The organism is Aminobacter sp. LjRoot7 (assembly GCF_964252895.1).
Lineage (GTDB): Bacteria > Pseudomonadota > Alphaproteobacteria > Rhizobiales > Rhizobiaceae > Aminobacter > Aminobacter aminovorans_B.
This window is the reverse complement of sequence record NZ_CAXUPX020000003.1, coordinates 232,111-258,344: the sequence shown is the minus strand read 5'-3', so window position 1 is coordinate 258,344 and position 26,234 is coordinate 232,111. Positions and strand designations below refer to the sequence as shown.

At 62.8% G+C, this 26,234-nt stretch carries 28 protein-coding genes and 1 pseudogene; 7 read left to right on the top strand and 22 right to left on the bottom strand.

Annotated elements, in window-relative coordinates; all coding sequences use genetic code 11:
- Positions 1-149 precede the first annotated feature (149 nt).
- From rseP to ACSQ3E_RS10780, 9 genes and pseudogenes are all read right to left on the bottom strand, one after another.
- Positions 150-1,289: an RIP metalloprotease RseP gene (rseP, locus tag ACSQ3E_RS10820; RefSeq protein ID WP_436122706.1), complete on the bottom strand. Its 1,140-nt coding sequence runs from the start codon at positions 1,287-1,289 to the stop codon at positions 150-152.
- 82 nt (positions 1,290-1,371) lie between these two features.
- Positions 1,372-2,202, bottom strand: coding sequence for a phosphatidate cytidylyltransferase (locus tag ACSQ3E_RS10815; RefSeq protein WP_436122705.1), 831 nt, complete (start codon positions 2,200-2,202; stop codon positions 1,372-1,374).
- Between the two features lie 7 nt (positions 2,203-2,209).
- The gene (locus tag ACSQ3E_RS10810) at positions 2,210-2,929 is read right to left on the bottom strand and encodes an isoprenyl transferase (RefSeq protein WP_436122704.1); all 720 of its coding nucleotides are present in this window, start codon (positions 2,927-2,929) and stop codon (positions 2,210-2,212) included.
- A gap of 32 nt (positions 2,930-2,961) precedes the next feature.
- The gene (gene frr / locus ACSQ3E_RS10805; protein ID WP_310318382.1) at positions 2,962-3,516 is read right to left on the bottom strand and encodes a ribosome recycling factor; all 555 of its coding nucleotides are present in this window, start codon (positions 3,514-3,516) and stop codon (positions 2,962-2,964) included.
- Between the two features lie 43 nt (positions 3,517-3,559).
- Positions 3,560-4,282, bottom strand: a complete 723-nt coding sequence (pyrH, locus tag ACSQ3E_RS10800) for a UMP kinase (RefSeq protein WP_067962395.1) — start codon at positions 4,280-4,282, stop codon at positions 3,560-3,562.
- A 107-nt stretch (positions 4,283-4,389) separates the two neighbouring features.
- Positions 4,390-5,310: a translation elongation factor Ts gene (tsf, locus tag ACSQ3E_RS10795; protein WP_310318377.1), complete on the bottom strand. Its 921-nt coding sequence runs from the start codon at positions 5,308-5,310 to the stop codon at positions 4,390-4,392.
- Positions 5,311-5,428: 118 nt separating this feature from the next.
- Entirely contained in the window at positions 5,429-6,211 is a 783-nt protein-coding gene (gene rpsB / locus ACSQ3E_RS10790; RefSeq protein WP_310318375.1) for a 30S ribosomal protein S2, read from the bottom strand.
- A 366-nt stretch (positions 6,212-6,577) separates the two neighbouring features.
- Positions 6,578-6,850: pseudogene (locus ACSQ3E_RS10785) on the bottom strand (DUF4031 domain-containing protein); the annotation flags it as partial.
- Between the two features lie 9 nt (positions 6,851-6,859).
- On the bottom strand, positions 6,860-7,687 hold the full coding sequence (locus ACSQ3E_RS10780; RefSeq protein WP_436122703.1) for a cell envelope integrity EipB family protein: 828 nt from the start codon (positions 7,685-7,687) through the stop codon (positions 6,860-6,862).
- A gap of 143 nt (positions 7,688-7,830) precedes the next feature.
- Here ACSQ3E_RS10780 and ACSQ3E_RS10775 point away from each other — a divergent pair, with 143 nt between their 5' ends.
- The 3 genes from ACSQ3E_RS10775 to ACSQ3E_RS10765 are packed head-to-tail and all read left to right on the top strand — an operon-like array spanning position 7,831 to position 10,273.
- A complete protein-coding gene (locus ACSQ3E_RS10775; protein ID WP_436122702.1) occupies positions 7,831-8,295 on the top strand; it encodes a RidA family protein in 465 nt (154 codons plus the stop codon).
- Between the two features lie 8 nt (positions 8,296-8,303).
- Positions 8,304-9,032: a glycerophosphodiester phosphodiesterase gene (locus tag ACSQ3E_RS10770; protein WP_436122701.1), complete on the top strand. Its 729-nt coding sequence runs from the start codon at positions 8,304-8,306 to the stop codon at positions 9,030-9,032.
- 38 nt (positions 9,033-9,070) lie between these two features.
- Positions 9,071-10,273, top strand: coding sequence for a GNAT family N-acetyltransferase (locus ACSQ3E_RS10765; protein ID WP_436122700.1), 1,203 nt, complete (start codon positions 9,071-9,073; stop codon positions 10,271-10,273).
- Between the two features lie 3 nt (positions 10,274-10,276).
- Here the strand turns inward: ACSQ3E_RS10765 and ACSQ3E_RS10760 are convergent, their stop codons facing one another.
- A complete protein-coding gene (locus tag ACSQ3E_RS10760; RefSeq protein ID WP_280222931.1) occupies positions 10,277-10,606 on the bottom strand; it encodes a DMT family transporter in 330 nt (109 codons plus the stop codon).
- A gap of 88 nt (positions 10,607-10,694) precedes the next feature.
- Between ACSQ3E_RS10760 and ACSQ3E_RS10755 the strand changes: the two genes are divergently transcribed.
- Positions 10,695-11,132: an HIT family protein gene (locus tag ACSQ3E_RS10755; protein WP_436122699.1), complete on the top strand. Its 438-nt coding sequence runs from the start codon at positions 10,695-10,697 to the stop codon at positions 11,130-11,132.
- Between the two features lie 34 nt (positions 11,133-11,166).
- On the opposite strand, the gene ACSQ3E_RS10750 is transcribed toward ACSQ3E_RS10755, so the two are convergent.
- Positions 11,167-11,517, bottom strand: coding sequence for an AzlD domain-containing protein (locus tag ACSQ3E_RS10750; protein ID WP_436122698.1), 351 nt, complete (start codon positions 11,515-11,517; stop codon positions 11,167-11,169).
- Positions 11,514-12,260, bottom strand: a complete 747-nt coding sequence (locus ACSQ3E_RS10745; RefSeq protein WP_436122697.1) for an AzlC family ABC transporter permease — start codon at positions 12,258-12,260, stop codon at positions 11,514-11,516. Before ACSQ3E_RS10745 ends, ACSQ3E_RS10750 begins: the two co-directional genes overlap by 4 nt.
- Positions 12,261-12,433: 173 nt before the next feature.
- Here ACSQ3E_RS10745 and ACSQ3E_RS10740 point away from each other — a divergent pair, with 173 nt between their 5' ends.
- A complete protein-coding gene (locus ACSQ3E_RS10740) occupies positions 12,434-13,684 on the top strand; it encodes a diguanylate cyclase (protein WP_436122696.1) in 1,251 nt (416 codons plus the stop codon).
- Positions 13,685-13,748: 64 nt separating this feature from the next.
- On the opposite strand, the gene clpA is transcribed toward ACSQ3E_RS10740, so the two are convergent.
- The 3 genes from clpA to ACSQ3E_RS10725 all read right to left on the bottom strand — a co-directional run bounded on the left by clpA (position 13,749) and on the right by ACSQ3E_RS10725 (position 17,161).
- The gene (gene clpA, locus ACSQ3E_RS10735; RefSeq protein WP_436122695.1) at positions 13,749-16,220 is read right to left on the bottom strand and encodes an ATP-dependent Clp protease ATP-binding subunit ClpA; all 2,472 of its coding nucleotides are present in this window, start codon (positions 16,218-16,220) and stop codon (positions 13,749-13,751) included.
- 8 nt (positions 16,221-16,228) lie between these two features.
- The gene (gene clpS, locus ACSQ3E_RS10730; RefSeq protein ID WP_055977693.1) at positions 16,229-16,558 is read right to left on the bottom strand and encodes an ATP-dependent Clp protease adapter ClpS; all 330 of its coding nucleotides are present in this window, start codon (positions 16,556-16,558) and stop codon (positions 16,229-16,231) included.
- Positions 16,559-16,831: 273 nt separating this feature from the next.
- Complete coding sequence (locus ACSQ3E_RS10725; RefSeq protein ID WP_184767598.1) at positions 16,832-17,161, bottom strand: phasin family protein; 330 nt, start codon at positions 17,159-17,161, stop codon at positions 16,832-16,834.
- A gap of 272 nt (positions 17,162-17,433) precedes the next feature.
- Here ACSQ3E_RS10725 and ACSQ3E_RS10720 point away from each other — a divergent pair, with 272 nt between their 5' ends.
- Complete coding sequence (locus ACSQ3E_RS10720; protein ID WP_436122694.1) at positions 17,434-18,927, top strand: D-alanyl-D-alanine carboxypeptidase; 1,494 nt, start codon at positions 17,434-17,436, stop codon at positions 18,925-18,927.
- A 42-nt stretch (positions 18,928-18,969) separates the two neighbouring features.
- Here the strand turns inward: ACSQ3E_RS10720 and ACSQ3E_RS10715 are convergent, their stop codons facing one another.
- The 5 genes from ACSQ3E_RS10715 to ACSQ3E_RS10695 form a co-directional block, all read right to left on the bottom strand.
- Positions 18,970-19,665, bottom strand: a complete 696-nt coding sequence (locus ACSQ3E_RS10715; protein ID WP_436122693.1) for a DnaJ domain-containing protein — start codon at positions 19,663-19,665, stop codon at positions 18,970-18,972.
- Positions 19,662-20,393 (bottom strand): VWA domain-containing protein, encoded by a 732-nt coding sequence (locus ACSQ3E_RS10710; RefSeq protein ID WP_436122692.1) that lies wholly within the window; start codon positions 20,391-20,393, stop codon positions 19,662-19,664. Before ACSQ3E_RS10710 ends, ACSQ3E_RS10715 begins: the two co-directional genes overlap by 4 nt.
- A gap of 66 nt (positions 20,394-20,459) precedes the next feature.
- The gene (locus ACSQ3E_RS10705; protein WP_310318330.1) at positions 20,460-20,897 is read right to left on the bottom strand and encodes a DUF1489 family protein; all 438 of its coding nucleotides are present in this window, start codon (positions 20,895-20,897) and stop codon (positions 20,460-20,462) included.
- 78 nt (positions 20,898-20,975) lie between these two features.
- Positions 20,976-22,379 carry an L-serine ammonia-lyase gene (locus ACSQ3E_RS10700; protein ID WP_310318327.1) on the bottom strand — a complete coding sequence of 468 codons (1,404 nt, stop codon included), beginning with the start codon at positions 22,377-22,379 and terminating at the stop codon, positions 20,976-20,978.
- Between the two features lie 200 nt (positions 22,380-22,579).
- Complete coding sequence (locus tag ACSQ3E_RS10695; RefSeq protein ID WP_256438414.1) at positions 22,580-22,708, bottom strand: hypothetical protein; 129 nt, start codon at positions 22,706-22,708, stop codon at positions 22,580-22,582.
- Between the two features lie 305 nt (positions 22,709-23,013).
- Here ACSQ3E_RS10695 and ACSQ3E_RS10690 point away from each other — a divergent pair, with 305 nt between their 5' ends.
- Positions 23,014-23,751, top strand: coding sequence for a DUF599 domain-containing protein (locus ACSQ3E_RS10690; protein ID WP_436122691.1), 738 nt, complete (start codon positions 23,014-23,016; stop codon positions 23,749-23,751).
- Here ACSQ3E_RS10690 and ACSQ3E_RS10685 read toward each other — a convergent pair.
- Positions 23,700-24,497 (bottom strand): YdcF family protein, encoded by a 798-nt coding sequence (locus ACSQ3E_RS10685; RefSeq protein ID WP_436122690.1) that lies wholly within the window; start codon positions 24,495-24,497, stop codon positions 23,700-23,702. The two genes, ACSQ3E_RS10690 and ACSQ3E_RS10685, sit on opposite strands and share 52 nt — an antisense overlap.
- 133 nt (positions 24,498-24,630) lie before the next feature.
- Positions 24,631-26,196 carry an amidase gene (locus ACSQ3E_RS10680; protein ID WP_436122689.1) on the bottom strand — a complete coding sequence of 522 codons (1,566 nt, stop codon included), beginning with the start codon at positions 26,194-26,196 and terminating at the stop codon, positions 24,631-24,633.
- Between the last annotated feature and the right edge of the window lie 38 nt (positions 26,197-26,234).

The following is a 26,234-nucleotide window of genomic DNA, read 5'->3' as shown; positions in this document are numbered from 1 at the left end:
GTAATAACTGGATTTTCCCTACACGCAAGGCTTCTGGTTAATTTGCGCTTACTTACCCAGCGAGCGTGACTTTCGCGTCACGCATACTGCCCCAGATGGTAAACGCTCCCTCAACGGACCCCTTGCCGGCCCAAAATTTCTTCATGATTTCAGCAGCCAAACAGGTCGTTCCAAAAAACGAAGCCCATAAAGGCCAGCACGAGAATCATCCCCACTCGATATACAGCCTCCATAGCCCGCTCGGAAACAGGGCGCCTGATGACAGCTTCAACTGCATAGAACGCCAAGTGGCCGCCGTCGAGTGGAGGAATCGGCAGAAGGTTCAGAAAACCGATGCCGACCGACAAAAGTGCTACCAATTGCACCAGCCACACGAAGCCCAGTTGGGCCGCCTTGCCCGCCATGTCGGCAATCTTGACCGGCCCACCGAGCTGGCACTTGTCCTCGCGGCCAATGACGAATCGCTTCAGGAACTGGCCGGTCCGCTCGATGATGTGCCCCGTTTCGGAAACCGCCTGCACAAAGGCACCACCCGGGCTGTAGCTGATCAGTCGCGGCTGCCCGAGTTCCTCATTGTTGACGACGCCGATGACCGCAACCTTGACCGAATTGCCGAGGGCATCCTTCTGCTCCATCATTTCAGGCGTGGCGGTGACGGTGACTTCCTTGCCGTCGCGCATCATCACGAAGGTAAGCGGATCGCCGCCGCGTCCCGAGACGATGCGCTGGACGTCGGAGAAGGTTTCCACCGGCTGGCCGTCGACGCTGACGAATCGGTCGCCTGGCTGGATCCCGGCATTCGCAGCCGGGCTTGCGGCGCGCACTTCGGCAACAGTCGGCTCCATGACGTAGCGGCCATATGCCGAAAACAACACGGTGAAGACTGCGATCGTCAGCAGGAAGTTGAACAGAGGGCCGGCAAATACCGTCGCTGCGCGCTTCCAGACCGGTTGGGTGTGGAAGGCGATCTTGCGCTCGTCGGGGCTGAGATTGTCGTCCTCGCTGCTGTCCGGCTTGCTGGTGACGCTCATGTCGCCAACAAACTTGACGTAGCCACCCAACGGAATGGCGCAGAGCTTCCAGCGCGTACCGCGGCGGTCGTTGAAGCCGAGGAGTTCAGGGCCAAAGCCGATCGAGAAGGCCTTCACGCCGATACCGCACCAACGGCCGACCAGATAGTGGCCCATCTCGTGCACGAACACCACGATGGTGAGCACGAACAGGAACGGCACGATGGTGCCGATCAGGAGACCATCCGTAGTCAGGAACGCGGGAAGATACTCGCTCAAATCAAGCCCTCAACCAGATACCATGGCGCCCCAGATGAAGCACCGCGCCTTGCCCGAGGCTTGCGCCTCTGAACTTGGTCGCTCAGGCGGGAAACAATCCCTGAGCTGGATGGTCGGCGGAACCGGACATCCAGCCGATGACGTATAGGGCAAATGCAGCCGCGACAAGCCCATCGACACGGTCCATCACGCCACCATGGCCGGGAATCAGCGAACCCGAATCCTTGTAGCCATGCCGGCGCTTGACCCATGATTCGAACAGGTCGCCCGCTTGCGAGATCACCGAAAGCAGCAGGCCGATCACGGCCAGGACGAACAGGTTGCCCGTACCGGCAAAGTTGGCGAGCAAAAGCCCCGCAACAACGCCGCCGACAGCGCCACCAACCGCGCCGCTGCGCGTCTTGCCGGGCGAGATGGATGGTGCCAGCTTGGGGCCGCCAACCTTGCGACCGACGAAATAGGCGAAGATGTCAGTGGCCCAGACGACCGCGAACAAAAACAGGATGGCAACCAAGCCTGATGTCTCGTTGCCGCGTAGCAAGGCCAGTGACAGGCCGGAGAGCGCGGCATAACCGAAGCCGGCAGCTTCCCACGCCCCTGCTCCGCGCAGCTTGCCCAGCCCCCACAGGATGAGCGTGAAGACGGCGGCCAGGATGATCAGGGCGAGCGCAGGAATGCCTGCGACCAAGGCACCAGCGAACATCAGGATCAGGACTTCGGGCAGCATGTTGAGGTTGCCGCCGGCCCAGCCAGTCTCGCTGTTCGGACGCGACATGCGCGACCATTCGTAGAAGATGGCAAGCGCGATCGCCGCCGTCAGCATCCTGAACGGCAGCCCGCCCAGCCAGGTGAGCAGCAGCACCGCCGCGGCCAGCACGATCGCCGAGATTGTCCGGAGCTGGAGATTGCTCATGGCAAGGTCACGAGGCGACGTCGCGGGCAGCAAGCCCGCCGAAGCGGCGTTCGCGGCCGGTATATTCGCGCAAGGCGTCCGCGAGATGCTCGCGGGTGAAATCCGGCCAGTAGCAAGGCTGGAAGATCAGCTCGCTGTAGGCCGACTGCCAGGGTAGGAAATTGGACATCCGGATTTCACCGCTGGTGCGGATGACAAGGTCCGGATCAGGAATGCCCGACGTGTCGAGCTCTTCGGCAAACAGCTCAGGAGTGATCTGTTCGCTTGATATGTCGCCACGCTTGACCGCTTCCGCCAGCCGGCGCGCGGCACGTGCAATCTCGTCGCGTCCGCCATAGTTGAACGCGATGACAAGCGTCAGCGCGTCATTGCCTGCCGTCAGCGTTTCGGCTTCTTCGAGCAGGCTGCGGATATCGGGCTGCAGCGTTGCCCTGTCGCCGATGATCTGGACACGCACGCCGCTGTTGTGGAGTTCGGCAAGATCGCGCCGAATGAAAATCTTGAGCAGCCCCATGAGGTCGGTGACCTCGGACTTGGGCCGCGACCAGTTCTCCGAGGAGAAGGCGTAGACGGTCAGCCAGGAGATGCCGAGGTCGGACGCCGCACGAACAGTGCGACGCAGCGCCTCGACGCCGGCGCGATGCCCCGCAACGCGCGGCAGGCCGCGGGCCTTCGCCCAGCGACCATTGCCGTCCATGATGATCGCGACATGCGCGGGCGTAGTCATCCGTTCGCTTTCGGGCTGGCCGCATGCCTGCCTTAGACTTGCATGATCTCGGCTTCTTTGGTCGCAAGAAGGCTGTCGACCTGATTGATCGTGTCGTCGGTCAGCTTCTGGACCTTTTCCGACTGGACGCGCTGGTCGTCCTGGCTGATGTCGCCATCCTTCTCGGCCTTCTTGAGCGCATCCATGCCGTCGCGGCGCACGTGGCGCGTGGCGACCTTGGCGTTCTCGGCATAGGTGTGGGCGATCTTGACCAGTTCCTTGCGGCGCTGCTCGTTGAGCTCCGGCAGCGGAATGCGCAGATTGGTGCCGTCGACGATCGGGTTGAAGCCGAGGTTGGATTCGCGGATGGCGCGATCGACCGCACCGACCATCGACTTGTCCCAGACCGAGACCGAGATCATGCGCGGCTCAGGCACCGACACCGTCGCCACCTGGTTGAGCGGCATGGACGAGCCATAGGCCTGGACGTGGATCGGGTCGAGCAGGTTGCTCGAGGCACGGCCTGTGCGCAGCGAGGCGAGGTCGTGCTTGAAGGCGTTGATAGCGCCTTCCATGCGGCGCTGAAGATCGCTGTAGTCCGTGCTCATTGCAGTCTCCTTGGTCCCTGTTACGGGGCCATCGTTCCAATCGTCAGGCGTCCGCAACAATCGTGCAGCGTCCGCCACCTTTCAATATTTCGCCGAACCCGCCTTTTTCATGGATCGAGTAGACGATTATCGGGATGTTGTTTTCGCGCGCAAGAGCAATCGCGGCCGTATCCATGATGGACAGGCCTTTTGTGATGACTTCCGCATGGGTGATGCGCTCGAAGCGTGTCGCGGCGGGATCCTTCTTGGGATCGGCCGAGTAGACACCGTCGACCTGGGTGCCCTTGAACAGCGCGTCAGCGCCGATCTCGGCTGCACGCAGGGCCGCTGCCGAATCGGTGGTGAAGAACGGATTGCCCGTGCCGCCGGCAAAGATCACGACCTTGCCCGCATCCATGTAGGCGGTTGCCTGGCGTTGCGAGAAGCTCTCGCACAGCTCGGGCATGGCGATGGCCGAAAGCACCACGGCATCGACGCCGAGCTTGTGCAGCGACGTGCGCAGGGCGAGCGAATTGATGATGGTGGCGAGCATGCCCATGTGGTCGCCAGTGACGCGATCGCCACCCTTGGAGGCCACGGCCACGCCGCGGAAGATGTTGCCGCCGCCGATGACCACGCCGACTTCGACGCCGAGCGCCCTCGCCTCGGCGATGTCGCTGGCGATGCGGTCGACAACAGAAACGTCGATGCCGAAATGCTGCTCGCCCATCAGGGCTTCACCCGACGCCTTAAGCAGTACGCGCCGGTAGAGCGGCTTGTCGGTCATGGGTTCCTCGCGGCTGTTGAATTTGGGTTCCGATACACGAAGGGCGCCGCGATGTCACGCGGCGCCCTTCGGCTATCCTCAGGAAGCGCTTGATGCAGCGCTATATTTTAGCCCTTAACGGCTGCAGCAACTTCAGCTGCGAAGTCGCTCTCTTCCTTCTCGATGCCTTCACCGAGCGCGAAGCGAACGTAGCCGGTGATCTTAGCCGGCGCGCCAATCTGCTTTTCGGCATCCTTCAGTGCTGCCTCGACCGTCAGGTCGGGGTTGAGCACGAAAGCCTGCTTCAGCAGCACGACTTCCTCGTAGAATTTGCGCATGCGGCCTTCGATCATCTTCTCGATGACGTTTTCCGGCTTGCCCGACTGGCGGGCCTGGTCGGAGAAGATCGCCTTTTCGCGCTCAACAGCCGTTGCGTCGACCTCTTCCGGGGTCAGGGCGAGCGGGTTGGTCGCAGCAACGTGCATGGCGACCTGGCGCGCGAAGGCGCGGGCCGCATCGTGGTTGCCGGCGGTCTCGATAGCGACCAGCACGCCGAGCTTGCCGAGGTTGTCGGCAACCGCGTTGTGGACGTAGGTCGCAACGACGCCTTCAGAAACCGACAGCTTGACCGAGCGGCGGAAGCTCATGTTCTCGCCGATGGTGCCGACAGCGTCCTTGATGGTGTCGGCAACAGACTTGTCCGAACCCGGATACTTCGCAGCGGCAACCGCATCGGTGTCGCCATAGGCCAGAGCGACCTTGGAAACGTTGGCGACGATTTCCTGGAAAGCCGCGTTGCGGGCAACGAAGTCGGTCTCCGAATTGACTTCGACGACGACGGCTTCGCGCACGCCGGCATCGACGCCGACCAGGCCTTCAGCTGCGGTGCGGCTGGCCTTCTTGTCGGCCTTGGAGATGCCCTTCTTGCGCAGCCAGTCGACCGCAGCTTCCATGTCGCCGCCGGTCTCGGTGAGAGCTGCCTTGCAATCCATCATGCCCGCGCCCGAGAGTTCGCGGAGTTCTTTAACCTGTGCTGCCGAAATGCTCATTGTGGCCTCTTTGCTTCAAAATGCGCGAGCGCACCACCGAGGGTTCGATGATGCGCCGAACGCCGGCGCTGATTGCGCCCAATCCTGAAAAGGAAGGCCGGTTTCCCGGCCTTCGCGATTACGCCTGGGGCGCTTCAGTCGACGGAGTCGAGTCGAGCGCAGGCTCAACCGGGACTTCAGCCGATGCGCCGATGTCGACGCCGAGCGCGCCCTGCTGGCGGGCGATACCGTCGATCGCAGCCTTGGCAACCAGATCGCAATAGAGCTGAATGGCGCGGGCGGCGTCGTCGTTGCCGGGGATCGGGAAGTCGATCTTGTCCGGATCGCAGTTCGAATCGATGATCGCGACAACCGGAATGCCAAGACGCTTGGCTTCCTGGATGGCGATGGCTTCCTTGTTGGTGTCGATGACGAACATCAGGTCAGGCGTCGAGCCCATGTCCTTGATGCCGCCGAGGGCCTTGTCCAGCTTCTCGCGCTCACGCTCGAGGTTCAGGCGCTCCTTCTTGGTGAAGCCGTGGGCTTCGCCAGCGAGCAACTCGTCGAGCTTGCGCAGGCGCTGGATCGAGTTCGAGATCGTCTTCCAGTTGGTCAGCATGCCGCCGAGCCAACGCGAGTTGACGTAATACTGAGCCGAACGCTGGGCAGCATCAGCAACGATGTCCGAAGCCTGGCGCTTGGTGCCGACGAACAGCACGCGGCCGCCGCGCGAAACGACGTCCGAGACCTGCTTGAGAGCCTGGTGCAGCAGCGGAACCGTCTGCGACAGGTCGATGATGTGGATGTTGTTGCGGGCGCCATAGATGTAGGGCGCCATCTTCGGGTTCCAGCGGTGGGTCTGGTGGCCGAAGTGAGAACCAGCTTCGAGAAGCTGGCGCATGCTGAAATCAGGCAGTGCCATCGTTATGTCCTTATCCGGTTAGCCTCCACGGACCATGACGCTTCCAGCGATATTGCTTTGAACGCCACCGGGGGGTCTCAGCCGGATTTCTCCCGGGCAGAAACCGAAGTCCGTGTGTGGAATGCGGCGGCATATAGACGTATTGGCTGGTGAGCGCAACCCCGGGACCGGCCAGATCGGCGCGGAAAACGAGGCTTTCTGCGCTTCGGCGTACCCCTAGAAGCCTGACGGCGCTCTGTTGGAGCGATGCGGCAGCGGGATTTTGGGCGGCGATTCCCCACCCAGGGGAAAAAAGGTTCAGCTGCCGGCCGCCCAGCGCGACATGCCAGGCTCCTGCTCCACCGGCTCCTCGACCACTTTGGGTTCGCGGCGCTTGAAGTTGCGTACCCGCACCCGGCGAAACACCGCCACGATCTCGTCGCGGCTGCATTCGATAGCGCCCAGGCGCACCGCACGATCGCGCTCGAAGCCGGTGATGTCGTAATGCGGCGCCGAAGTCTTGGGCGGCCCCTGATAGGACGACCGTTTCAGGCCCAGCTGGGCGGCAAAGCGATGCAGCTCGTCAGTGTCGTCGGCAAGCAGGTGGCACCAGCGGTGACCCACCCACTTCCAGATTGCCGCGTCGACATAGACCGCCACGATATCAGCTTACGGCTTGCATTCGCCTTGCGGCACAGGAAACAGCGAGAGATTGACCAGCTTGCCGGTCATCGAAAAGTCGCCGTAATCCATCACCAGGTCGCGGGTCAGACCGTTCTCGTGCAGCTTGAAGCTGATGCGATACTCCGGCACTTCCTCGCCGCCGCCCTTGCTTTCGTCGAAATAGGCGATGTCGACCGGCCAGAACTTGTCCTTGGCGAGTGCCGCGAGCGCCGGACGCTCCGGATCGGTATCGGGCGCCTCGCTCTTCTTGCCGACGATGACGGTGGTGGTCATCACCTTGTCGGCGTCTTCGGAGCCGTCGAACAGGCTTGTTTCATAGAAGGTCTCGCCCTTCTCGGCCTTATCGATCAGCTCGACGAGGTGCTGGGTCGGAAACTGCGTCTTGGCGAGATCGACGGAGCCCGCCGAGGGCTTTTCCAAAGCGACCTTGAGCCCATTGGCTTCGCGCGTCGCCGTGCCCTTGACCTCGCGGTCAAGGTTCTGGTCGACGAAGGACTTGGTGACAAACGAGAACGTCTTGCCCTCGCCGTCCTCGAAGGTGGTCGTCTGCTGGTCGGTCAGCCGGGTGTTCTCGTTGGTCGCGATCTGCGTCACGAAGCGGAACTTGACCGTGTAGCCCTCGCAGGCGGAGCCATTGAACTCGTAGACCATACGACCGGAAAGACCCGTGATCCCCGAGCGGTCAGAAGCCTGGTCGAGAACCAGATCATAGACGGCACGATGGGGCGCAAGAACGGGAGCCGCAAAAGCTGGCGTCAGAGACAGCAGCGAGGTGGACAGGGTGGCAAGAAGAACAAGGCGCTTTGCGCGCATACACTGGCTCCGATCGGCGCGGCCATGACAAGCCGCCTTGAATGATGGTCCACCTTAAAAAAAGTCGTGGCGGAAGCGAGGCAAACATAGCAGTTTCGGCGCAGCCTCACCCGGCACCCGAGACTCAGAGATAAGGAAAGACGATGGGCGAAACAATCGAAAAGCGGCTAAGCGATCTTGGCATCACCTTGCCCGCCGCCGCAGCCCCCGCCGCCAACTACGTGCCGTTCATGGCATCGGGCAACCTCGTCTTCACCGCCGGCCAGCTGCCGCTCAAGGATGGCAAGCTCATCGCCACCGGCCTGCTTGGCCGCGACGTCGACGTTGCAGGCGGCAAGGAGGCGGCGAAGCAGTGCGCCGTCAACATCCTCGCCCAGGCCAAGGCAGCGCTTGGCGACCTCGAAAAGATCCGTCGCATCGTCAAGATCAGCGTCTTTGTCGCCTCGTCTTCCGATTTCACCGAGCAGCATCTGGTCGCCAACGGCGCCTCCGACTTTCTGGTCGCGGCACTTGGCGAACGCGGCAAGCATGCGCGCTCGGCCGTCGGCGTCGCCTCGCTGCCGCTGAACGCCGCCGTCGAGATCGAAGCGATCATCGAACACGATTGAGCAGCTCCATGACCGACCTATCCTGGCTGACCGCCCGTCCGATTGCCCATCGCGGCCTGCACGACCTCAACAAGACCTGCTGGGAAAACACGCTGACCGCTTTCGAGCGGGCAGCGGGGCGCGGCTACGCCATCGAGTGCGATGTCCACCTGACCGCCAACGGCGACGTCGCCGTGTTTCACGATGACGTCCTCAACCGGCTGACCGGCACGGATGGCTTCATCTGGCAGCGGACGACGCGCGAGCTTGCGGCTCTTCGCGTCGGCGGCACCGCCGATCACGTGCCGACCCTTGCCGAAATGCTCAAGCTGGTCGACGGACGCGTGCCGCTTGTCATCGAGCTCAAGGGCATTCCCGGACATGATGGCGAACTCGTCGAACGGGTGGCCGCCGCCTTGCGCAACTACAAGGGCAAGGCCGCAATCATGTCCTTCGATCACTGGCTGATCCGCGACTTCTCCCGCCAAGCGCCGGGCATTCCGGCCGGACTGACCGCCTGGGGCGATCTGGATCACGAGCTCGAAGCACATTTTTCGATGCTGGCGCACGGCATTTCGTTTGTGTCGTACTCCGTCACGCACCTGCCGAACAGGTTTGTCAGCTTTGTGCGCGACAAACTCGCCATGCCCGTCATCACCTGGACGGTGCGCGACCAGGAAGCCGTGCGAACAACCTTCGCGCAGGCCGACCAGATGACCTTCGAGGGTTTCGATCCCGACGCGCTGGCGGTGGCCTGACCCTTGCAACGGCTGATATCGAGCGTAAGTAACACCGCATGAGCAATGCGAGCGATGTCGGAGCGACGAGTGCGGATGGCGGCTACGCCGTCCGCGTCGTCTCAAGCATCAGCGAATTCAGCCGCGACGACTGGAACCGCCTTTCAGGCGCGTCGAAGGTCTCAGGATCGACCTACAACCCATTCGTTTCATTTGATTTTCTGAGCATCCTCGAGGAATCCAGCTGCGCCGTGCGCAAGACCGGCTGGCAAGGACACCATCTCCGGTTGGAAAAGGCCGACGGCACCTTTCTCGGTGCGTTGGCCTGCTACGCCAAGTCACACAGCCAAGGCGAATATGTCTTCGACCACGGCTGGGCCGACGCCTTCGAGCGCGCAGGCGGGCGATACTATCCCAAGCTGCAGGCTTCCATACCGTTTACGCCGGCGACCGGCCCGCGCCTGCTGGCAGTCCCAGGCGCCGCTGCCCCAGCAACCAAGGCAGCGCTGGCAACGGCGCTGCGCAGTGTCGCCGAGGGCGTAGGCGTATCGTCGGCGCATGTCACCTTCGCCGAGGCAGAAGAAGTCGACACCCTCGCCGACACCGGCTTCCTGCGCCGCACTGACCAGCAGTTCCACTTCTTCAACGAAGGCTTTGGCAATTATGACGATTTTCTCGCCACGCTCGCCTCGCGCAAGCGCAAGGCGCTGAAGAAGGAGCGGCGCGAGGCGCTGGCCGAAGGCATCTCGATCGAACGCCTGACCGGCAAGGACATCACCGAAGCGCACTGGGACGACTTCTTCGCCTTCTACATGGACACTGGCGGCCGCAAATGGGGCCGACCTTACCTCAACCGGACGTTCTTCTCGCTGATCGGCGAACGCATGGCCGACGACGTGCTGCTGGTCATGGCCAGGCGCGGCGGCCGCTACATTGCGGGCGCGATCAATTTCATCGGCTCCGATACGCTCTACGGCCGCAACTGGGGCTGCATCGAGGACCATCCCTTCCTGCATTTCGAGGTCTGCTACCATCAGGCCATCGACTTCGCCATCGAACGCAAACTCGGGGTCGTCGAGGCAGGAGCCCAGGGCGAGCACAAGCTGGCGCGTGGCTATCGACCGGTCACGACGCAGTCAGCCCACTACATCGTCCACCCTGGCCTTCGCCGTGCGGTGGCCGAATATCTCGAACGCGAATGCCGGGAGGTCGCCCAGATCGGCGAATACCTTTCCGAACACGGGCCGTTCCGGCGCGGCTGACGTTCAGTGCGCGATCGACTTCGAAAACAGGTTGATCACGATGACGCCCGCCATGATCAGCCCGATGCCGAGAAGCGCGGGAAGGTCGAGCGTCTGGCGAAACCAGATCCAGGCGATCGCCGTGATGAAGACGATGCCGGCACCGCACCACATGGCATAGACGATACCGACCGGCACCTGGCGCAGCACCAGCGACAGGAAGTAGAACGCGCAGGCATAGCCGGCGAGCGCGATGACGGACGGCCACAGCCGCGTGAAACCATTGGTTTCCTTGAGGGCGGAGGTTGCGACGACCTCGAAGGCCACCGCCACGATTAGGTAGATGTAGTTCAACTTAGCTCCTTACGGCCTTCCGCAGCTTGACGTTCCGCCTGCCAGCGCCGAAACATCCACCACGAAAACGCAGCAAACGGGATAGGCCATGTCGAGCGCCGCTTACGATCCAAACAACATCTTCGCCAAGATCCTGCGCGGCGAGATCCCCTCGCATCGGGTCTATGAAGACGACGCCGTATTGGCGTTCATGGATGTGATGCCGCAGAGCACCGGGCACACGCTGGTGGTACCCAAGACGCCGTCGCGTAATCTGCTCGATGCCGAGCCCGAGACGTTCGGCCGATTGTTTTCAGCCGTGCAGAAGGTGGCCCGGGCTGCCCAGCTGGCCTTTGACGCCGACGGCATCGTGATCTCACAGTTCAACGAGGCGACGGCTGGCCAGACGGTGTTCCATCTCCACGTCCACATCGTGCCACGCTTCGAGGGCGTAGCACCCAAGGGCCATGCGGCGGTTATGGAAAAGCCCGAGGTGCTAGCGGCGAACGCGGAGAAGATCAGAGCCGCGCTGGACAAGCTGGCCTGACCACCACAGGCGCGATGACGACCGCTACAGCGCCCTAGCCCGAAATCCACATCCCAACCAGAAGGATCAGCTCTGCGGCGATGATGCCGACGAGTATCTTGCGGCCCAGTAGCAGGTATGCGGCGAAACCGCCGGCCGCTGCACCGACGCGCAAGGCGAGCGCCGTGTCGACGAGCGCGCCGCTGGGAATGACGATCAGGTTGCCGATGACGGCGGCGACGAGGGCGGTGGCGAGCGCGCGGACCAGGACGAGCAGGTCGGAGTCTTCCGACAAGCGGTCGCCGAGATAGACGCCGAGGAAACGCCAGGCGTCGGTGGCGAGCCAGCCGCCGACGAGGATGAACAGGAACGGCCACCACCAGGTGTCGAATGCGCCGAAGGTCATGCCGATTCCCTCCGCCGCGCCAGCTTGTGGAAGGCAAATGCGATGCCTCCGCCGATGAGGCCTGCTCCGAGCAGGTCGAAGCCGGGCACGACGAGATGGAGCAGCGGGCCGAGGATGAGACCGAGGACCATGGCGACGTGCCCTGCCCGCTCACGTGCCGAGCCCCACAGCGAAGTCAGGAAGTACATTGGCGTCAGCAGGAACAATGCTGCCGAGACGGCGGGCGGCAGGCTGTCAGCGACGAGGTAGACGACGGCCGTGACCGCCATGTTGAACAGCACGAGCGTCGAGCCGAGCCCGGCATAATAGCTGGTGCGCAAATCGCGCGGGATGCCGCGCAGCCGTTCCATCGCCAGCACCCAGGAGGTGACGGCGACAAAGTGAGACAGGAGATAGAGCACCCAGCGCGGTGTTTTCGGCCCGCGCAGCTCGGGGACCAGCGCCACAACCATCGGCGTGAGCCGGATCGATGACAGCGCTACGGCGAATGCCGCCGCCGGCAGCGAAGCACCAGAGAGAATGGCGCCGATCAGCACCACCTTGGCCGGAAGCGCCCAGACCATGCCGACCATGAAGACGGTCTGCGCCAGCGTCAGCCCGGCCTCCTTGGCAAGCCCGGCAAAGCCGATAAACGCGCTGGCGAGGATCAGGCCCGGGATCGAGAAGGCGGCGCGAACGCCGCGGAGATACCAGAGGCGGCGTATCGACAGGCTTGGCGATGGAGATGCGGGGTCAGCAGGCATTGAAAAGGCGCATAGCATGGCCTTCCGGCCAAGTCAGCGCTTCAGTGCCCTTGGCGCAGTCGACCGGACCGCGCAATGTCGTGCCAATTGGCGAAAGAGACGGCATATTAACGGTTTACGTACCGTGAACGTGTAGATAGGCCTTTGGGTGGGAAGCGAGGAACAGCCAGGTCATGACAGGTGCATTGCTGCTCGTCTTGCAAGCGCTGATCTACTTCGTGACCATGGCTGCGGTTTTCCATTCACGCCACAGATTCGGCATCGGAATCTTCGTTTGCGTGCTCGGGGTGATGCACTTCCTCGAGACTTACCTCGCAGCTGTATTCTTCGTTCAGTTGCCCTTCGGGCTGATATCGCCCGGCTCGACTGTCATGTTTTCCGGCAAGCTGATGATGTTCCTCCTGCTCTACATCAAGGAGGACGCCGAGACGGTGCGCCAGCCGATCTACGGGCTTTTGATCGGCAACTGCCTGATGGTGGCGCTGGCGCTGATCCTGCGCCTCTACGGCGATGTCGCGGAGATGCCCGGCTATCAGCCCGACCTGACCTTCCTGGACGACATGGGCGTGCTGATGGTGTGGGGAACGGCCCTGCTCTTCCTCGACAGCATCGCCTTGATCCTGATCTACGAGAAGCTCGGCCAGCGCATCGCCAACACGCTGTTCAAGCGCATTTTCCTGAGCGCGGCACTGGTCCTGACATTCGACCAGTTGATGTTCTTCCTCGGCCTGCACCTCGTGTCGGGCGTGCCGATCAGCGCACTCTATGGCGGCTGGATCGCCAAGATGGCCGCCGCAGCGCTGTACAGCGCTATGCTCGTCATCTACCTCAGATATGTCGAGACACGGCCGGCACTGGCAGGTCCGGAGCCGCTGCTCAAGGTCTTCGACCGCCTGACATTCCGCCACCGCTATGAGGACCTGCTGGAAAAGACCGGCAAGGACACACTGACCGGAACAAGCGACCGCGGCCATTTCGAAGCGGTGGCACAGTCGCTGATCGACCGGCCGCTGGCCGAGCGCAAGCCGGTGAGCTTGCTGATGATCGACATCGACCATTTCAAGAGCATCAACGACCAGCATGGCCATGTCACCGGCGACAAGGTGCTCAAGGATGTCGCACGCGCGTTGGACGGCGCGCTGCGCAGCGGCGACCGCCTGTTCCGCTATGGTGGCGAGGAGTTCGTGGCCATCTGCCAGGACCTCAACGCCGGCGACGCGACGATCCTCGCCGAGCGTCTGCGCGCCGCGGTGGCCACGATGACTCTGACTGAGCCCGGCCTGAGCACCACCGTCAGCATCGGGGTGACGACCGCCAAGAGCGGTCCTGTTTCAGCCGAACAGATGATCAGGGATGCCGACACCTGGCTCTATCGCGCCAAGCGCCTCGGCCGGAACCGCGTCGAAAGCCCTGTCGTCGCCTGAGCAAGCCTGCAGGCAACTTGGAGCAAAAAAGAAGCCCCGTTTCCGGGGCTTCCTTGTTTTTCAATCAGCCTTTTCGAGGCAGCTGTGGAACGAGGCTGCGCTTGCCGCCATCCTTGCCCTTCGGCTCGGACTTCGGCTTCGCCGCCACAACCTTCTTGGCGACCGATTTCTTGGCAGCCGCCTTCTTGGGCTTCGGACGATCGGCCGGGTCTTCCTTCTTCGGCTTCACCGGCACTTCGTCGGCAACCGTCTCGAGCTTCAGGCCGGATTCGCCGGTTTCCTTCTTCTCGACGGTGACGCGCACCGTGCCGCCCTTCTTGAGCTTGCCGAACAGCACCTCATCGGCCAACGGCTTCTTGATGTGCTCCTGGATGACGCGGCCAAGCGGGCGCGCGCCCATGCGCTCGTCGTAGCCCTTCTCGGCCAGCCAGGCGATGGCATCCGGCGACAGGTCGAAGGTCACGCCACGCTCGGAAAGCTGCGCTTCCAGCTGCATGACGAACTTCTGCACGACCTGATGCACCACCGGCACCGGCAGCGAGCCGAACGGGATGATGGCATCGAGACGGTTGCGGAACTCCGGCGTGAATAGCCGGTTGATCGCCTCGACATCGTCGCCTTCGCGCTTGGTCGACCCGAAACCGATCGCCGCGCGCTGCGCGTCGGACGCGCCCGCATTGGTGGTCATGATCAAGATGACATTGCGGAAGTCGATCTGCTTGCCGTTGTGGTCGGTCAGCTTGCCGTGGTCCATGACCTGCAACAGGATGTTGAACAGGTCGGGATGGGCCTTTTCCACTTCGTCGAGCAGCAGCACGCAGTGCGGATGCTGGTCGACGCCGTCGGTCAGCAGACCACCCTGGTCGAAGCCGACATAGCCGGGAGGCGCGCCGATCAGGCGGCTGACGGTATGACGCTCCATGTACTCCGACATGTCGAAGCGGATCAGCTCGACGCCAAGCGACAAAGCGAGCTGCTTTGCCACTTCGGTCTTGCCGACGCCGGTCGGGCCCGAGAACAGGTAGGAGCCGATCGGCTTCTCCGGTTCGCGCAGACCGGCACGCGCCAGCTTGATCGCCGAGGTAAGGGCTGTGATCGCCGTATCCTGACCGTAGACAACACGCTGCAGTTCGACCTCGAGGCTGGCCAGCACCTTCTCGTCGTCCGCGGAGACAGTCTTCGGCGGAATGCGCGCCATCGTGGCGATCGTCGCTTCGATCTCCTTGATGCCGATCGTCTTCTTGCGCTTGCCTTCGGGCAACAGCATCTGCGACGCACCCGTCTCGTCGATCACGTCAATCGCCTTGTCGGGCAGCTTGCGGTCGTTGATATAGCGCGCCGAAAGCTCGACAGCCGCCTTGATCGCCTCGTTGGTGAACTTCACCTTATGGAAGTCCTCATAATAGGGCTTGAGGCCCTTCATGATCTCGATGGCGTCGTCGACGGTCGGCTCGTTGACGTCGATCTTCTGGAAGCGACGGACAAGAGCCCTGTCCTTCTCAAAGAACTGGCGGAACTCCTTGTAGGTGGTCGAGCCGATGCAGCGGATGGCACCCGACGACAAAGCCGGCTTGAGCAGGTTGGACGCGTCCATCGCACCGCCGGACGTGGCACCCGCACCGATCACGGTGTGGATCTCGTCGATGAACAGCACTGCGCCCGGATATTCCTCGAGCTCCTTGACGACCTGCTTCAGCCGTTCCTCGAAGTCACCACGGTAACGCGTACCGGCAAGCAGCGTGCCCATGTCGAGCGCGAAGATGGTGGCATCCTCGAGCACTTCGGGAACATCGCCTTCGACGATGCGCTTGGCGAGGCCCTCGGCGATCGCCGTCTTGCCGACGCCGGGATCACCGACATAGAGCGGGTTGTTCTTGGAGCGGCGGCACAGCACCTGGATGGTGCGGTTGATCTCGGACTCGCGCCCGATCAGCGGATCGATCTTGCCGGCGCGCGCCTTGACGTTGAGATTGACGCAATAGGCGGTTAGCGCGTCCTGCTGCTTCTTGCCCTTGCCCGTCTCTTCGCTTGCCTCGTTGTTCGAGCCGCCCTGCTCTTCATCGGCGCCGCGCGGGCTGCGCGTCTCGGTGGCGCCGGGACGCTTGGCAATGCCGTGCGAGATGTAGTTGACCGCGTCGTAGCGGGTCATCTGCTGTTCCTGCAGGAAATAAGCGGCGTGGCTCTCGCGCTCGGCGAAGATCGCAACAAGCACGTTGGCGCCGGACACTTCCTCGCGGCCGGACGACTGCACGTGAATGACGGCGCGCTGGATGACGCGCTGGAAACCGGCGGTCGGCTTCGAATCCTCGTCGTAACCGGTGACGAGATTATCGAGCTCGGTGTCGATGTAGGTCAGCACTGTCTGCTTGAGTTCGTCGAGATCGACGTTGCAGGCACGCATGACCGCTGCCGCCTCATTGTCATCGATGAGCGCGAGCAGCAGATGTTCGAGCGTCGCATATTCATGGTGACGCTCGTTGGCGAGCGTCAACGCCTGATGCAGCGCTTTTTCGAGGCCCTGGGAGAAAGCCGGCATTCAATACCTCACTTCTTCTCCATCACGCATTGCAGCGGATGCTGATTTTGTCTGGCGAAATCCATGACCTGGGACACCTTGGTCTCGGCCACTTCGAACGTGTAGATCCCGCACTCGCCGACGCCATGGTTATGGACATGCAACATGATGCGGGTAGCGGCCTCCCTGTCCTTCTGGAAGAAGCGTTCGAGCACATGCACGACGAACTCCATCGGGGTGTAGTCGTCGTTGAGGATGAGCACCCTGTAGAGGCTCGGCCGCTTGGTCTTGGTCTTCGTACGGGTGATGACTGCGGTGCCGCGGCCTGGGCCGTTGCCTCCCTCATCACCGTTCTGCATCCGCGCCACGTCGAAGTTCGTGGCTTCCAAGCCGGTCGTCAATCTGGTCCTGCCCTTCATCAATTCCGACACTTCGTCATGTAGGTGTCATTAGGGGGATTTTAAGCCCTTCTGACGTGCTGACAATATGGTGACGGGGGCGGCATGGCCCGAATTGCCATAAACGTGAAGCACTTGTGCAAAAGAAAAACAAAAAACCCGGCTGCGCGGGCGCAACCGGGTCTTATCTGCCGGATCTTTCGATCCAGCCCCCTGAAATCGGGGATCAGTCGATCACTTCGCCTTGGCGACGAGCGACTCAAACGGCTTGTAGGCGTCCTTGGCGAGTTCGGCATAGAGTTCGCCGAGCTTGGTCGCCTCGGCGACAAAACCTTCATAAGCCTGCTTGGCATAGTCGGTCTGGATTTCGACGGCCTTTTCGAGCGACTTCACGCCGAGCAGCTTTTCGAACGTGGCAGCGCCCGTCTCGAAGCTCTTCTTGGTGTAGTCGGTGGTCTCGGTGGCGATCGCCTGCGCGCCCTTGGAGAGCGAAGCGAAGCTCTTCAGGCCGGTGTCGACGAAGTCCTTGCCGTATTTGCTGAAATCTTCATAGGTCTGGGTCATCGCTGCATCCTTTCGGGTTCCGCGCGCTGCGCTATGTGATTGTGCGATGCAGCCTAGATATTGTGCAGCGCACAAAATGTCAACTGACCCGACGTCATTCCGCACCGCCCGAAACGACGGTCCCATTCGCTAAAGTTCGACTAAAGCCCCACCAAAAGTGTGAACGAGCCGGTTACCATAAACTTATTGGTAACGCTGTGACCCTACTGTGCATCGATACGGGGCAGGAACCTTTGCCGCCCCTCATGCAACAATAATTCAAGGGTGTAACAGTGCGTCAAGCGTTGCCGGGTAAAGTGCTCAAGTCGGCTATCTCCATCAAATCGTTCATGGTTTTCACCCTAGCTGCGGCCATTGGCATGGCGTCGGTGGCTCCTGTTTCCGCAGCCAAGGCGACCAGGGACAGCCGCTACGCGGCGATCGTCGTCGACGCGAACACCGGCGAGACGCTTCACTCGTCAAACGCCGATTCCCGGCGTTATCCGGCATCGCTGACCAAGATGATGACCCTTTATCTGACCTTCGAAGCGCTTTCGAAGGGTCGGATCCAGAAAGATTCCAAGGTCGTGTTCTCCAAGAACGCTGCCGCCGAGCCGCCGACCAAGATTGGCGTCAAGGCAGGCGGCTCGATCAGCGTCGAAGCGGCGATTCTCTCGCTCATCACGCGTTCGGCCAACGACGCTTCGACGGCACTTGGCGAGATGATTGGCGGCTCCGAGGAAAACTTCGCCCGCATGATGACCGCCAAGGCACGCAGCCTCGGCATGAAGGGTACCGTGTTCCGCAACGCCAACGGCCTGCCCAACACCGCCCAGTTCACCACCGCGCGCGACATGGCCAAGCTCGGCATCGCGCTGCGTGAGCACTACCCGCAGTACTACAGCTACTTCTCGACGCGCTCCTTTGCCTTCGGCCGCCAGCGCATCGCCAACCACAATCGCCTGCTCGGCCGCATCAAGGGCGTTGACGGCATCAAGACCGGCTACACCCGCGCCTCGGGCTTCAACCTGGTTTCTTCGGTGCAGGACGGCAATCGTCGCATCGTCGCGGTCGTTCTCGGCGGCGCCAGCGGCGCAAGCCGCGACAACCAGATGGCGCAGCTGATCAATACCTACATGCCGCAGGCCTCCAAGCGCGGCGGTGGTGACCTGATCGCCAAGACCGATACCCCAATGCCGGCCGTCGCCGTTGCGAAGGCCGATTTGCCCAAGCGCAACGCTCCAACCCCTGACATGCGCCCGGAAGCTGAAGTCGTGGTCGCTGATGCTGCTACCGACGAAGCCGTCGAGAGCGACGAAGTTGTCGTGGCCGCTGCCGTGCCTGCTCCGAAGCCGGTCATCGCACGCACCGCGGAGCCGAAGATCGCCATGGCTTCGACCGAACGTTTCGGCGGCAAGATCCCGTTCCAGATCCGCAAGGCCAAGGATCGCGCCCCGGCTGAGGGCGTCGAGCAAGCCTATGCGGAAGAACGCGCCCCTGCCGTCCAGGCCCTTGACCAGATGAAGACCGCTTCGGTTCCATCGGGCTGGGCCATTCAGGTCGCTTCGTCGCCGAGCGATGGCGAGGCCCGCAAGATCCTTGACAAGACCGCCAAGCAGGTGCCCGCGGTTCTGGCCGATGCCTCCGCCTTCACCGTGCCGTTCGAAAAGGGCGGCGTCACTTACTTCCGTGCCCGCTTCGCCGGCTTCGACAGCAAGGACGCTGCTTGGAACGCCTGCAATGCACTGAAGAAGAAGAAGATCGCCTGCTACGCCATCGCGCAGTAGGCACACCCCAACCTCCTGGAAAGTTCTGTGTCGAAGGAGAGTCTAGTGATGATCGGAGAGAAGGACGTCCTTGGCTTCGTTGATCCTCGCCGCGAGGAAAGACGAGCCTCCGAGATCGGGATGCAGGCGCTGAATCAGTCGTCGATGCGCCTTGCGGACATCCGCCGCGGCGGCCCCCGCTTCAAGACCAAGGACCTTGTAGGCCTCCTCCTTAGTCATGGCGCCAGAACTTGGCGCAACACGCTGCCCGTCGTCTCGGTCAGGTTGCGCGTCTTCACGCCAAACGGGAAAACGGCCGTCAAGATAGGTCTCAAGTAGCTGGCGGCTTTCCGGGTCGCCGGAAAGCTCCTTGTAGAGTGCCTTGAGTTCAGTAAGGCCAAGTGACGCAAGTGACTTGCCTTCCTGGTGACCGGCCAGGACAAAACCCTGCAGGCCTCCAGTGTCGTGGTCGAGCTCCATCTCGAGCGCCGCAGTCCTTACGGTCGAACGCCGCCCCGGCGTTCGACTGGCAGAAGCCCCCCTCCTGCCAGCGGCATACCAGGCCAGTGCCGCCGAAATCAGGCCGCCACCGACGGCCGCCCTGCCCAACAACAGCAACACCACGCCAACAAGCCCCAGCGCGAATGGCCCCGCCATCTTCAGCGCCTTGGCAAGCTGGGTCGCATCGGCACGCAGGAAGACCGTGACCGACAGCGCGCAAAACACCAGGACAGCGGCAAGGATAGCTAAGACTGTCATGGTGCCTTGCCGCTCCTCAAATGCTCGATCATCAGTATGTCCTCAGGACGGCCCCTTGCCTCCAGCGCCTTGATGCCACCGGTCGCAAAGACGGCCACCGCCGACAGCAGTTTCGACAGGGTCGCCGCGGCCTTGCGGTCGAAGCGGAACCAGGCGCCCTTGGACAGCCGCGCGATTTCCTTGAAGGCGCGCTCGGCATCGGCGTCATGGCCTTCCTGGAAGACGAAGGCGGGCACCCCTAGCAGGCCCAGCTTGCCGGCTTTCTCGGCCAGTTCGTCGATGTTTTCTTCCATCGCATCGCCGATATAGACGAGCGCGTCCACTTTGGCGGTGGCCGTTTCCTTGAGCGCATGCGCCAGCACCTTGCCGACCTGCGTCTGGCCGCTGCGGCACTGGATGGACGTCATCAGCTGCTTGAGCGACCCGGTCTCGGCGACGAACTTCGACGCCCGGCATTCGCCAAGCCCGCGGAAGTAGACAAGCTGCACATTCAGCCTGCCGGTGTTGCCGACGGCATCGAACATCTGGCCCTGCAGTTCGCAGGCGAGGTCCCAGGTCGGCTGCCGGCTCATCGTGGCGTCCAGCGCCAGCACCAGCCGGCCATTGGCCTTGCCGGTGGCAAGCGCGCGTGCCTGGCGAACGAACGCGTCGATCGCGGCCGAATCCGAACGGCGCTCGGCCGGCGGGCGATTGGCTGACGTAGCCGGGGGCTTGCTTTGGTCGCTCATCAACAAAGAAGATGTGGCGGCGCGCGATTGCTTGCAAGCCCGACGTTGCAGGCGGCAGCGCCCGGGCTAGAGCAGGCCGAGTTCGGCAAGCTCGAGCCGCAGCTTCGGCGGCATTTCGGCGAGCGCCGCATTGCCTTGGCCGAGATCTGCGGGGGCATCAGCGATCTTGAGGTAGCGCCAGCCCTGGAAGGCGCGGCGTGGCTGCCAGTCGGTGCGCACGACGGTCGGATCGAGAATGAGATGGCAGCGGCCGATGCCTTCGGAATCGGTGAAGGGCCGGATTTCCAGCAGGCGCTGGCGGCACTGAACGTTGCCCTTGATGACCCAGTAGAGCGAGCCGCCTGATGTCAGCTCGGCGCCCCGCGTCGGCACCATGCGGGTGGTATGGAACTGCTCCACCGGCTCGCCATTGCGCCGCCGTTCGTCGAGGCGGAAAGCGATCCATTCCTCGAGGTCCTCGACGCTGTCGCAGCCGACACAGAGCTTTAGCATGTTCAGTGACATGGCCTGAAAACTAGCGTCTCCCGCTGGCGCATTCAACGCCGGCAGCGGTTTTGCACAGGCTGGCCTGTTGGGCCAGCCTCAGCACTCGACGACGTTGACCGCGAGACCGCCGAGGCTGGTTTCCTTGTATTTCTCGCTCATGTCCATACCGGTCTGGCGCATCGTCTCGATCGCCGCGTCAAGCGGCACGAAGTGCTTGCCGTCGCCCTTGATGGCAAGCGACGCCGCAGTGACCGCCTTGACCGCGCCCAGCGCGTTGCGCTCGATGCATGGCACCTGGACCAGCCCGCCGACGGGATCGCAGGTCATGCCGAGATGATGCTCTAGCGCGATCTCGGCTGCGTTCTCGACCTGCTCGGGCGTGCCGCCCATGACCGCGCAGAGGCCCGCGGCAGCCATCGCCGATGCGGAGCCGACCTCGCCCTGGCAGCCGACTTCGGCGCCCGAGATGGAGGCGTTGGTCTTGATGATGCCGCCCACGGCGGCGGCGGTCAGCAGGAAGTCGCGAATGCTGTCCTTGTCGGCCTCGACATGGAAATGCAGCCAATAGCGCAGGACTGCCGGCAGCGTGCCCGCCGCGCCATTGGTAGGTGCTGTGACGACGCGGCCGCCGGCGGCGTTCTCTTCGTTGACGGCCATGGCGTAGATCGACAGCCAGTCATTGGCGAGCAACGGGTTGGGCCGGTTCTGGCTCCACTGCTCCTGCAGCTTGTCATGCAATTGGCGGGCGCGGCGGCGAACCTTGAGGCCGCCCGGCATGATGCCGTCCTGCGACAGGCCACGGTCGATGCAGCGGCTCATCGCGTCCCAGACCGCATCGAGCCCGGCGTCGAGATCGGTGCGCTCCATGTGGACTTCTTCGTTGGCGCGCTTCATCTCGGCGATGGAGAGCCCGCTCCGCGACGCCATGGCAAGCATCTCGACGGCATTGGCGAACGGGTATGGCACGCGCTTGCCCGCCGCGGGAGCCGCGGTCTTGGCCTTCATGCGCTGCAGCTCTTCCTCTGAAACGACGAAGCCGCCGCCGATCGAGTAATAGATGCGCTTGAGCAGCAGGCGATCGCTGGCGTCATAGGCATAGAACGCCATGCCGTTGGCGTGGCCGAGCAACGGCGTCTTTTTGTCGAGCACAAGATCGATGCCCGGATCGAAGCGGTAGGACGGGTGCCCTTCCGGAGACACATGCTTGTCGCGCGAAATCTGCTCGACGATGCCGTCGGTCTGGTCTGGGTCGACGGTGACAGGCGTCAGCCCGTAGAGGCCAAGCATGACGGCGCGGTCGGTCCCGTGGCCAACACCGGTATAGGCGAGCGAACCATGAAGGCTTGCGCCGACGCGGTCGACCTTGGTGCCCGCCGGGCGCGGCCAGTCGCCGGTCAGGATTTCGTCGAGAAAACGAGCGGCCGCCGTCATCGGCCCCATCGTGTGCGAGCTCGACGGACCAATGCCGATCTTGAACAGGTCGAATACCGAAAGAAACAAATCTCACTCCCTGCGACGGCGGCGGCTCATGTCGCGTATGTATACGATCAATCCGCCCTTTTCACGTCTGTGGCTAGGCGCGATCCGACGTGGTGTGCTCAGCGCGCGACATTTGAAAAAACCGCCAGATAACGCAAGGCCATATAGCAAAAAAGCGCGGCCCAGCCGCGCTTTTTGTATCCAATCCGAGCGATTTTCGATCAGCCGGCGGCCACGACAGCTGCCGTTTCGGCACCGCTCACCAGCCAGGCAATAAGGAGAAAACCTGCAAAGCCAATCACTGCCTTGGCCGTAAGGCCCCAGCAGGACTTCTGAACGCCGTCATCCATGATGTGTCGCAAGATCCTTGTGGTTCGGTCAGCGGGCGGTGGGTCCGCCAGCGCATTTGGCCGAGTTGCCTGCTGGATACGCCTTTGCGCGGGCCTTCGCAATTGCAAAAAATGGCCAAAGCATGGCGAAATCTGCATGGCAGCCATGCAGCCATCAATCAAATTTTAATCAAATCAGGCACTTATGCCGATTTAACTGTTCACGCTTTTTAAACACCTGTGACGCCGCCGTGGCAGACACATAGTCTCGAAATAAGCGCGGCGCGCATGCTAGCTTGCACCGGATGATCAACGATTCCGTTTCCATGACCGGCCCCTTGGGCGTCCTCGACATCGCCGCACTGGCGTTCTTCCTTGCCGGCTGGGTGTTCCATGCCCTTGGCGCCGAGGGCCATATCGTGACGCGCATGTCGCTGACGCGGGCGATGAATGCCCAGCGCGCCGCCTGGATGGCGACGATGGCGCGGCGCGAAGTCAGGATCGTCGACACATCGATCATGAACGGCCTGCAGCAAGGCACGGCTTTCTTCGCCTCGAGCTCGCTGATCGCCGTCGGCGGCTGCTTCGCCCTGCTCGGCGCCTCGGACCGGGTCCTGGCGATCCTGAGCGATGTGCCGCTGGCAGGAGCGACGGCACGGCCGCTGTTCGAGATCAAGGTCATCGGCCTGATCGTCATCTTGGCCTACTCATTCTTCAAGTTCGGCTGGGCCTACCGGCTGTTCAACTACTGCTCGATCCTGATCGGCGCCGTTCCCCAGATCGGCCCCGGCAGCGAGCTGAACGCGGCGATCGACGTCGCGGTCATGCGGGCGACCCGCATGAACCAGCTCGCCGGCAAGCATTTCAACGCCGGCCTGCGCGGCGTCTTCTTCTCCATCGGCTATCTCGGCTGGTTCGTCGACGCACGCGTCTTCGTCGCAACCACAGTGGTGCTGCTTGCGGTACTCATCAGGCGCCAGTTCTTTTCCGAAGCCCGCAAGGCCGTGCTGGTTCAGGATTTCGGACCCGGAAACGGATCATCGATCCGCCCCGACAGCCAGTAGGCCAGAAGGCCAATCCATTCGCGCATCGCCATCGTCGTGTTCTGCAGCGAATCGGCGGGGTTGTCGGTGAACAGGCCGACACCCTCCTCGCCCGACGTGCGGTAGTCGACAGGCCAGGCAGTGACATCGAAGCCAGCCTTGGCAAACAGCGCCATCGAACGCGGCATGTGGAAGGCCGAAGTGACCAGAAGCCAGGTTTCGCCAGGCTTTGGCGTCACCATCTCCTTGGAGAACAACGCGTTCTCATAGGTGTTGCGGGAGCGTCCTTCGAGGATCATCCGCTCGCGCGCCACGCCAAGGGCTTCGAGCAGGCGTGGTGCCGTGTCGGCATCGCCCTCGCCTTCGAGCACCAGCGTTCCGGTGCCGCCTGAAATAACGACCTTCGCATCGGGATAGCGGCGGGCGAGTATCGCCGTCTCGACCATGCGGTCGCCACCGCTGTTGAGCTCATAGCCGCCACGCGCCAGGTTGATCGCGCCCTCGAAACCGCCGCCGAGCACGACGATGCCGTCGACCTTGGCCGGCTGTGGCGGCCGCTGGAACCGCTCTTCCAATGGATTGAGCATCAGCGAGCCGAGCGACGTCCAGGTCGCGAGGGCAAGGATCATCAATGCGGTGAAGGTGGCCATACGGAAGAACCGCCGGCGCCCGAAGAAGCTGGCAACGAGCCCGGCCGCAAGCAAAAAGATCGCGAAATTAAGCGGCTGGGCGAAGAACCAAAAGATCTTGGAGAGATAGAAAAACAAACCGATATGCCGTCCATGCTGGAATGGTGCCCCCCAGCAATCCACTACTATGTCAGTTCGTAAAGTACGACCCCGGTCTTGCTCGATTGGACCGTCGACACATGCCCGGCCTCAGATGATAGGCGCTAGGCGCCTACCACCACTTCTCCGGCTGGAAACGGCCCGCGGCCTGCTCGATGACATGAGCGGTCTGGAACAGCGTCTCTTCGTCGAACGGACGTCCGATCAGCTGCAGGCCGAGCGGCAGGCCGTTGCCGTCGAGGCCGGCGGGAACGGCGATGCCAGGCAGGCCGGCCATGTTCACCGTCACGGTGAAGATGTCGTTGAGGTACATCTTGACCGGATCGGCGGCCATGTCCTCGTCGGCGACGCCGAAGGCGGCCGACGGAGTTGCCGGGGTCAGGATGACATCGACGCCGGCGGCGAAGGCCAGCTCGAAGTCACGCTTGATCAGCGTGCGCACCTTCTGCGCCTGGAGGTAGTAGGCGTCGTAATAGCCGGCCGACAGCACATAGGTGCCGATCATGATGCGGCGCTTGACCTCGCGGCCGAAACCGGCAGCGCGAGTGTTCTCGTACATCTCGATGATGTCCTTGCCCGGCACGCGCAGGCCGTAGCGGACACCGTCATAGCGGGCGAGGTTCGAGGACGCTTCTGCAGGGGCCACGATGTAATAGGCCGGCAGGGCGTATTTGGTGTGCGGCAGCGAGATGTCGACGATCTCGGCGCCGGCGTCCTTGAGCCAGGCAATGCCCTTCTGCCACAACGCCTCGATGTCCTCGGGCATGCCGTCGACGCGGTATTCCTTGGGGATGCCGATCTTCATGCCCTTGACCGACTTGCCGATCGCCGCCTCGTAATCAGGTACCGGCAGGTCGACCGAGGTCGTGTCCTTGGCGTCGACCGAGGCCATCGACTTGAGCAGGATCGCAGCGTCGCGCACGTCGCGGGCGATCGGGCCAGCCTGGTCGAGCGACGAGGCGAAGGCAACCGTGCCCCAGCGCGAAACGCGACCATAGGTCGGCTTGATGCCGACGGTGCCGGTAAAGGCCGCGGGCTGGCGGATCGAGCCGCCCGTGTCGGTGGCCGTGGCACCTGCGCACAGGAAGGCCGAAACGGCTGCCGCCGAGCCACCCGAGGAGCCGCCGGGAACCAGCTGCATGTTGTCGTAGGTGCGCGCGGTCTTTGCGCCGCCGGCCGCAACGAAGCCGCCATCGCCCTGATGGGTCGTCGGCATCACCACCGTCTCGGTGCGCGAACGCCGCCACGGGTTGATCACCGGGCCGTAATAAGACGTCTCGTTGGACGAGCCCATGGCGAACTCATCCATGTTGAGCTTGCCGAGCATGACAGCGCCGTCAGCCCACAGATTGGCCGTGACTGTCGATTCGTAGCGCGGCTCGAAGCCGTCGAGCACGTGGCTGCAGGCCTGGGTGTGGACGCCTTCGGTGGCGAACAGATCCTTGATGCCGAGCGGGATGCCTTCGAGCGCACCGCCCTCGCCCTTGGCGAGCCTTGCGTCGGACGCCTTGGCCATCTCGCGCGCCTTGTCGGGCGTGGTCGCGACATAGGCGTTGAAGGTCGCATTGGCCTGGTCGATCGCCGTGACGTAGGCGTCGGTCAGCTCGGTTGCGGTGATCTCCTTGCCGCGCAGCTTCTCGCGCGCTTCGGCAATCGTCAGTCTGGTCAGGTCGGTCATAGCGAATTCACTTCGGGGTCACGCAGCCGAAAGCTGCT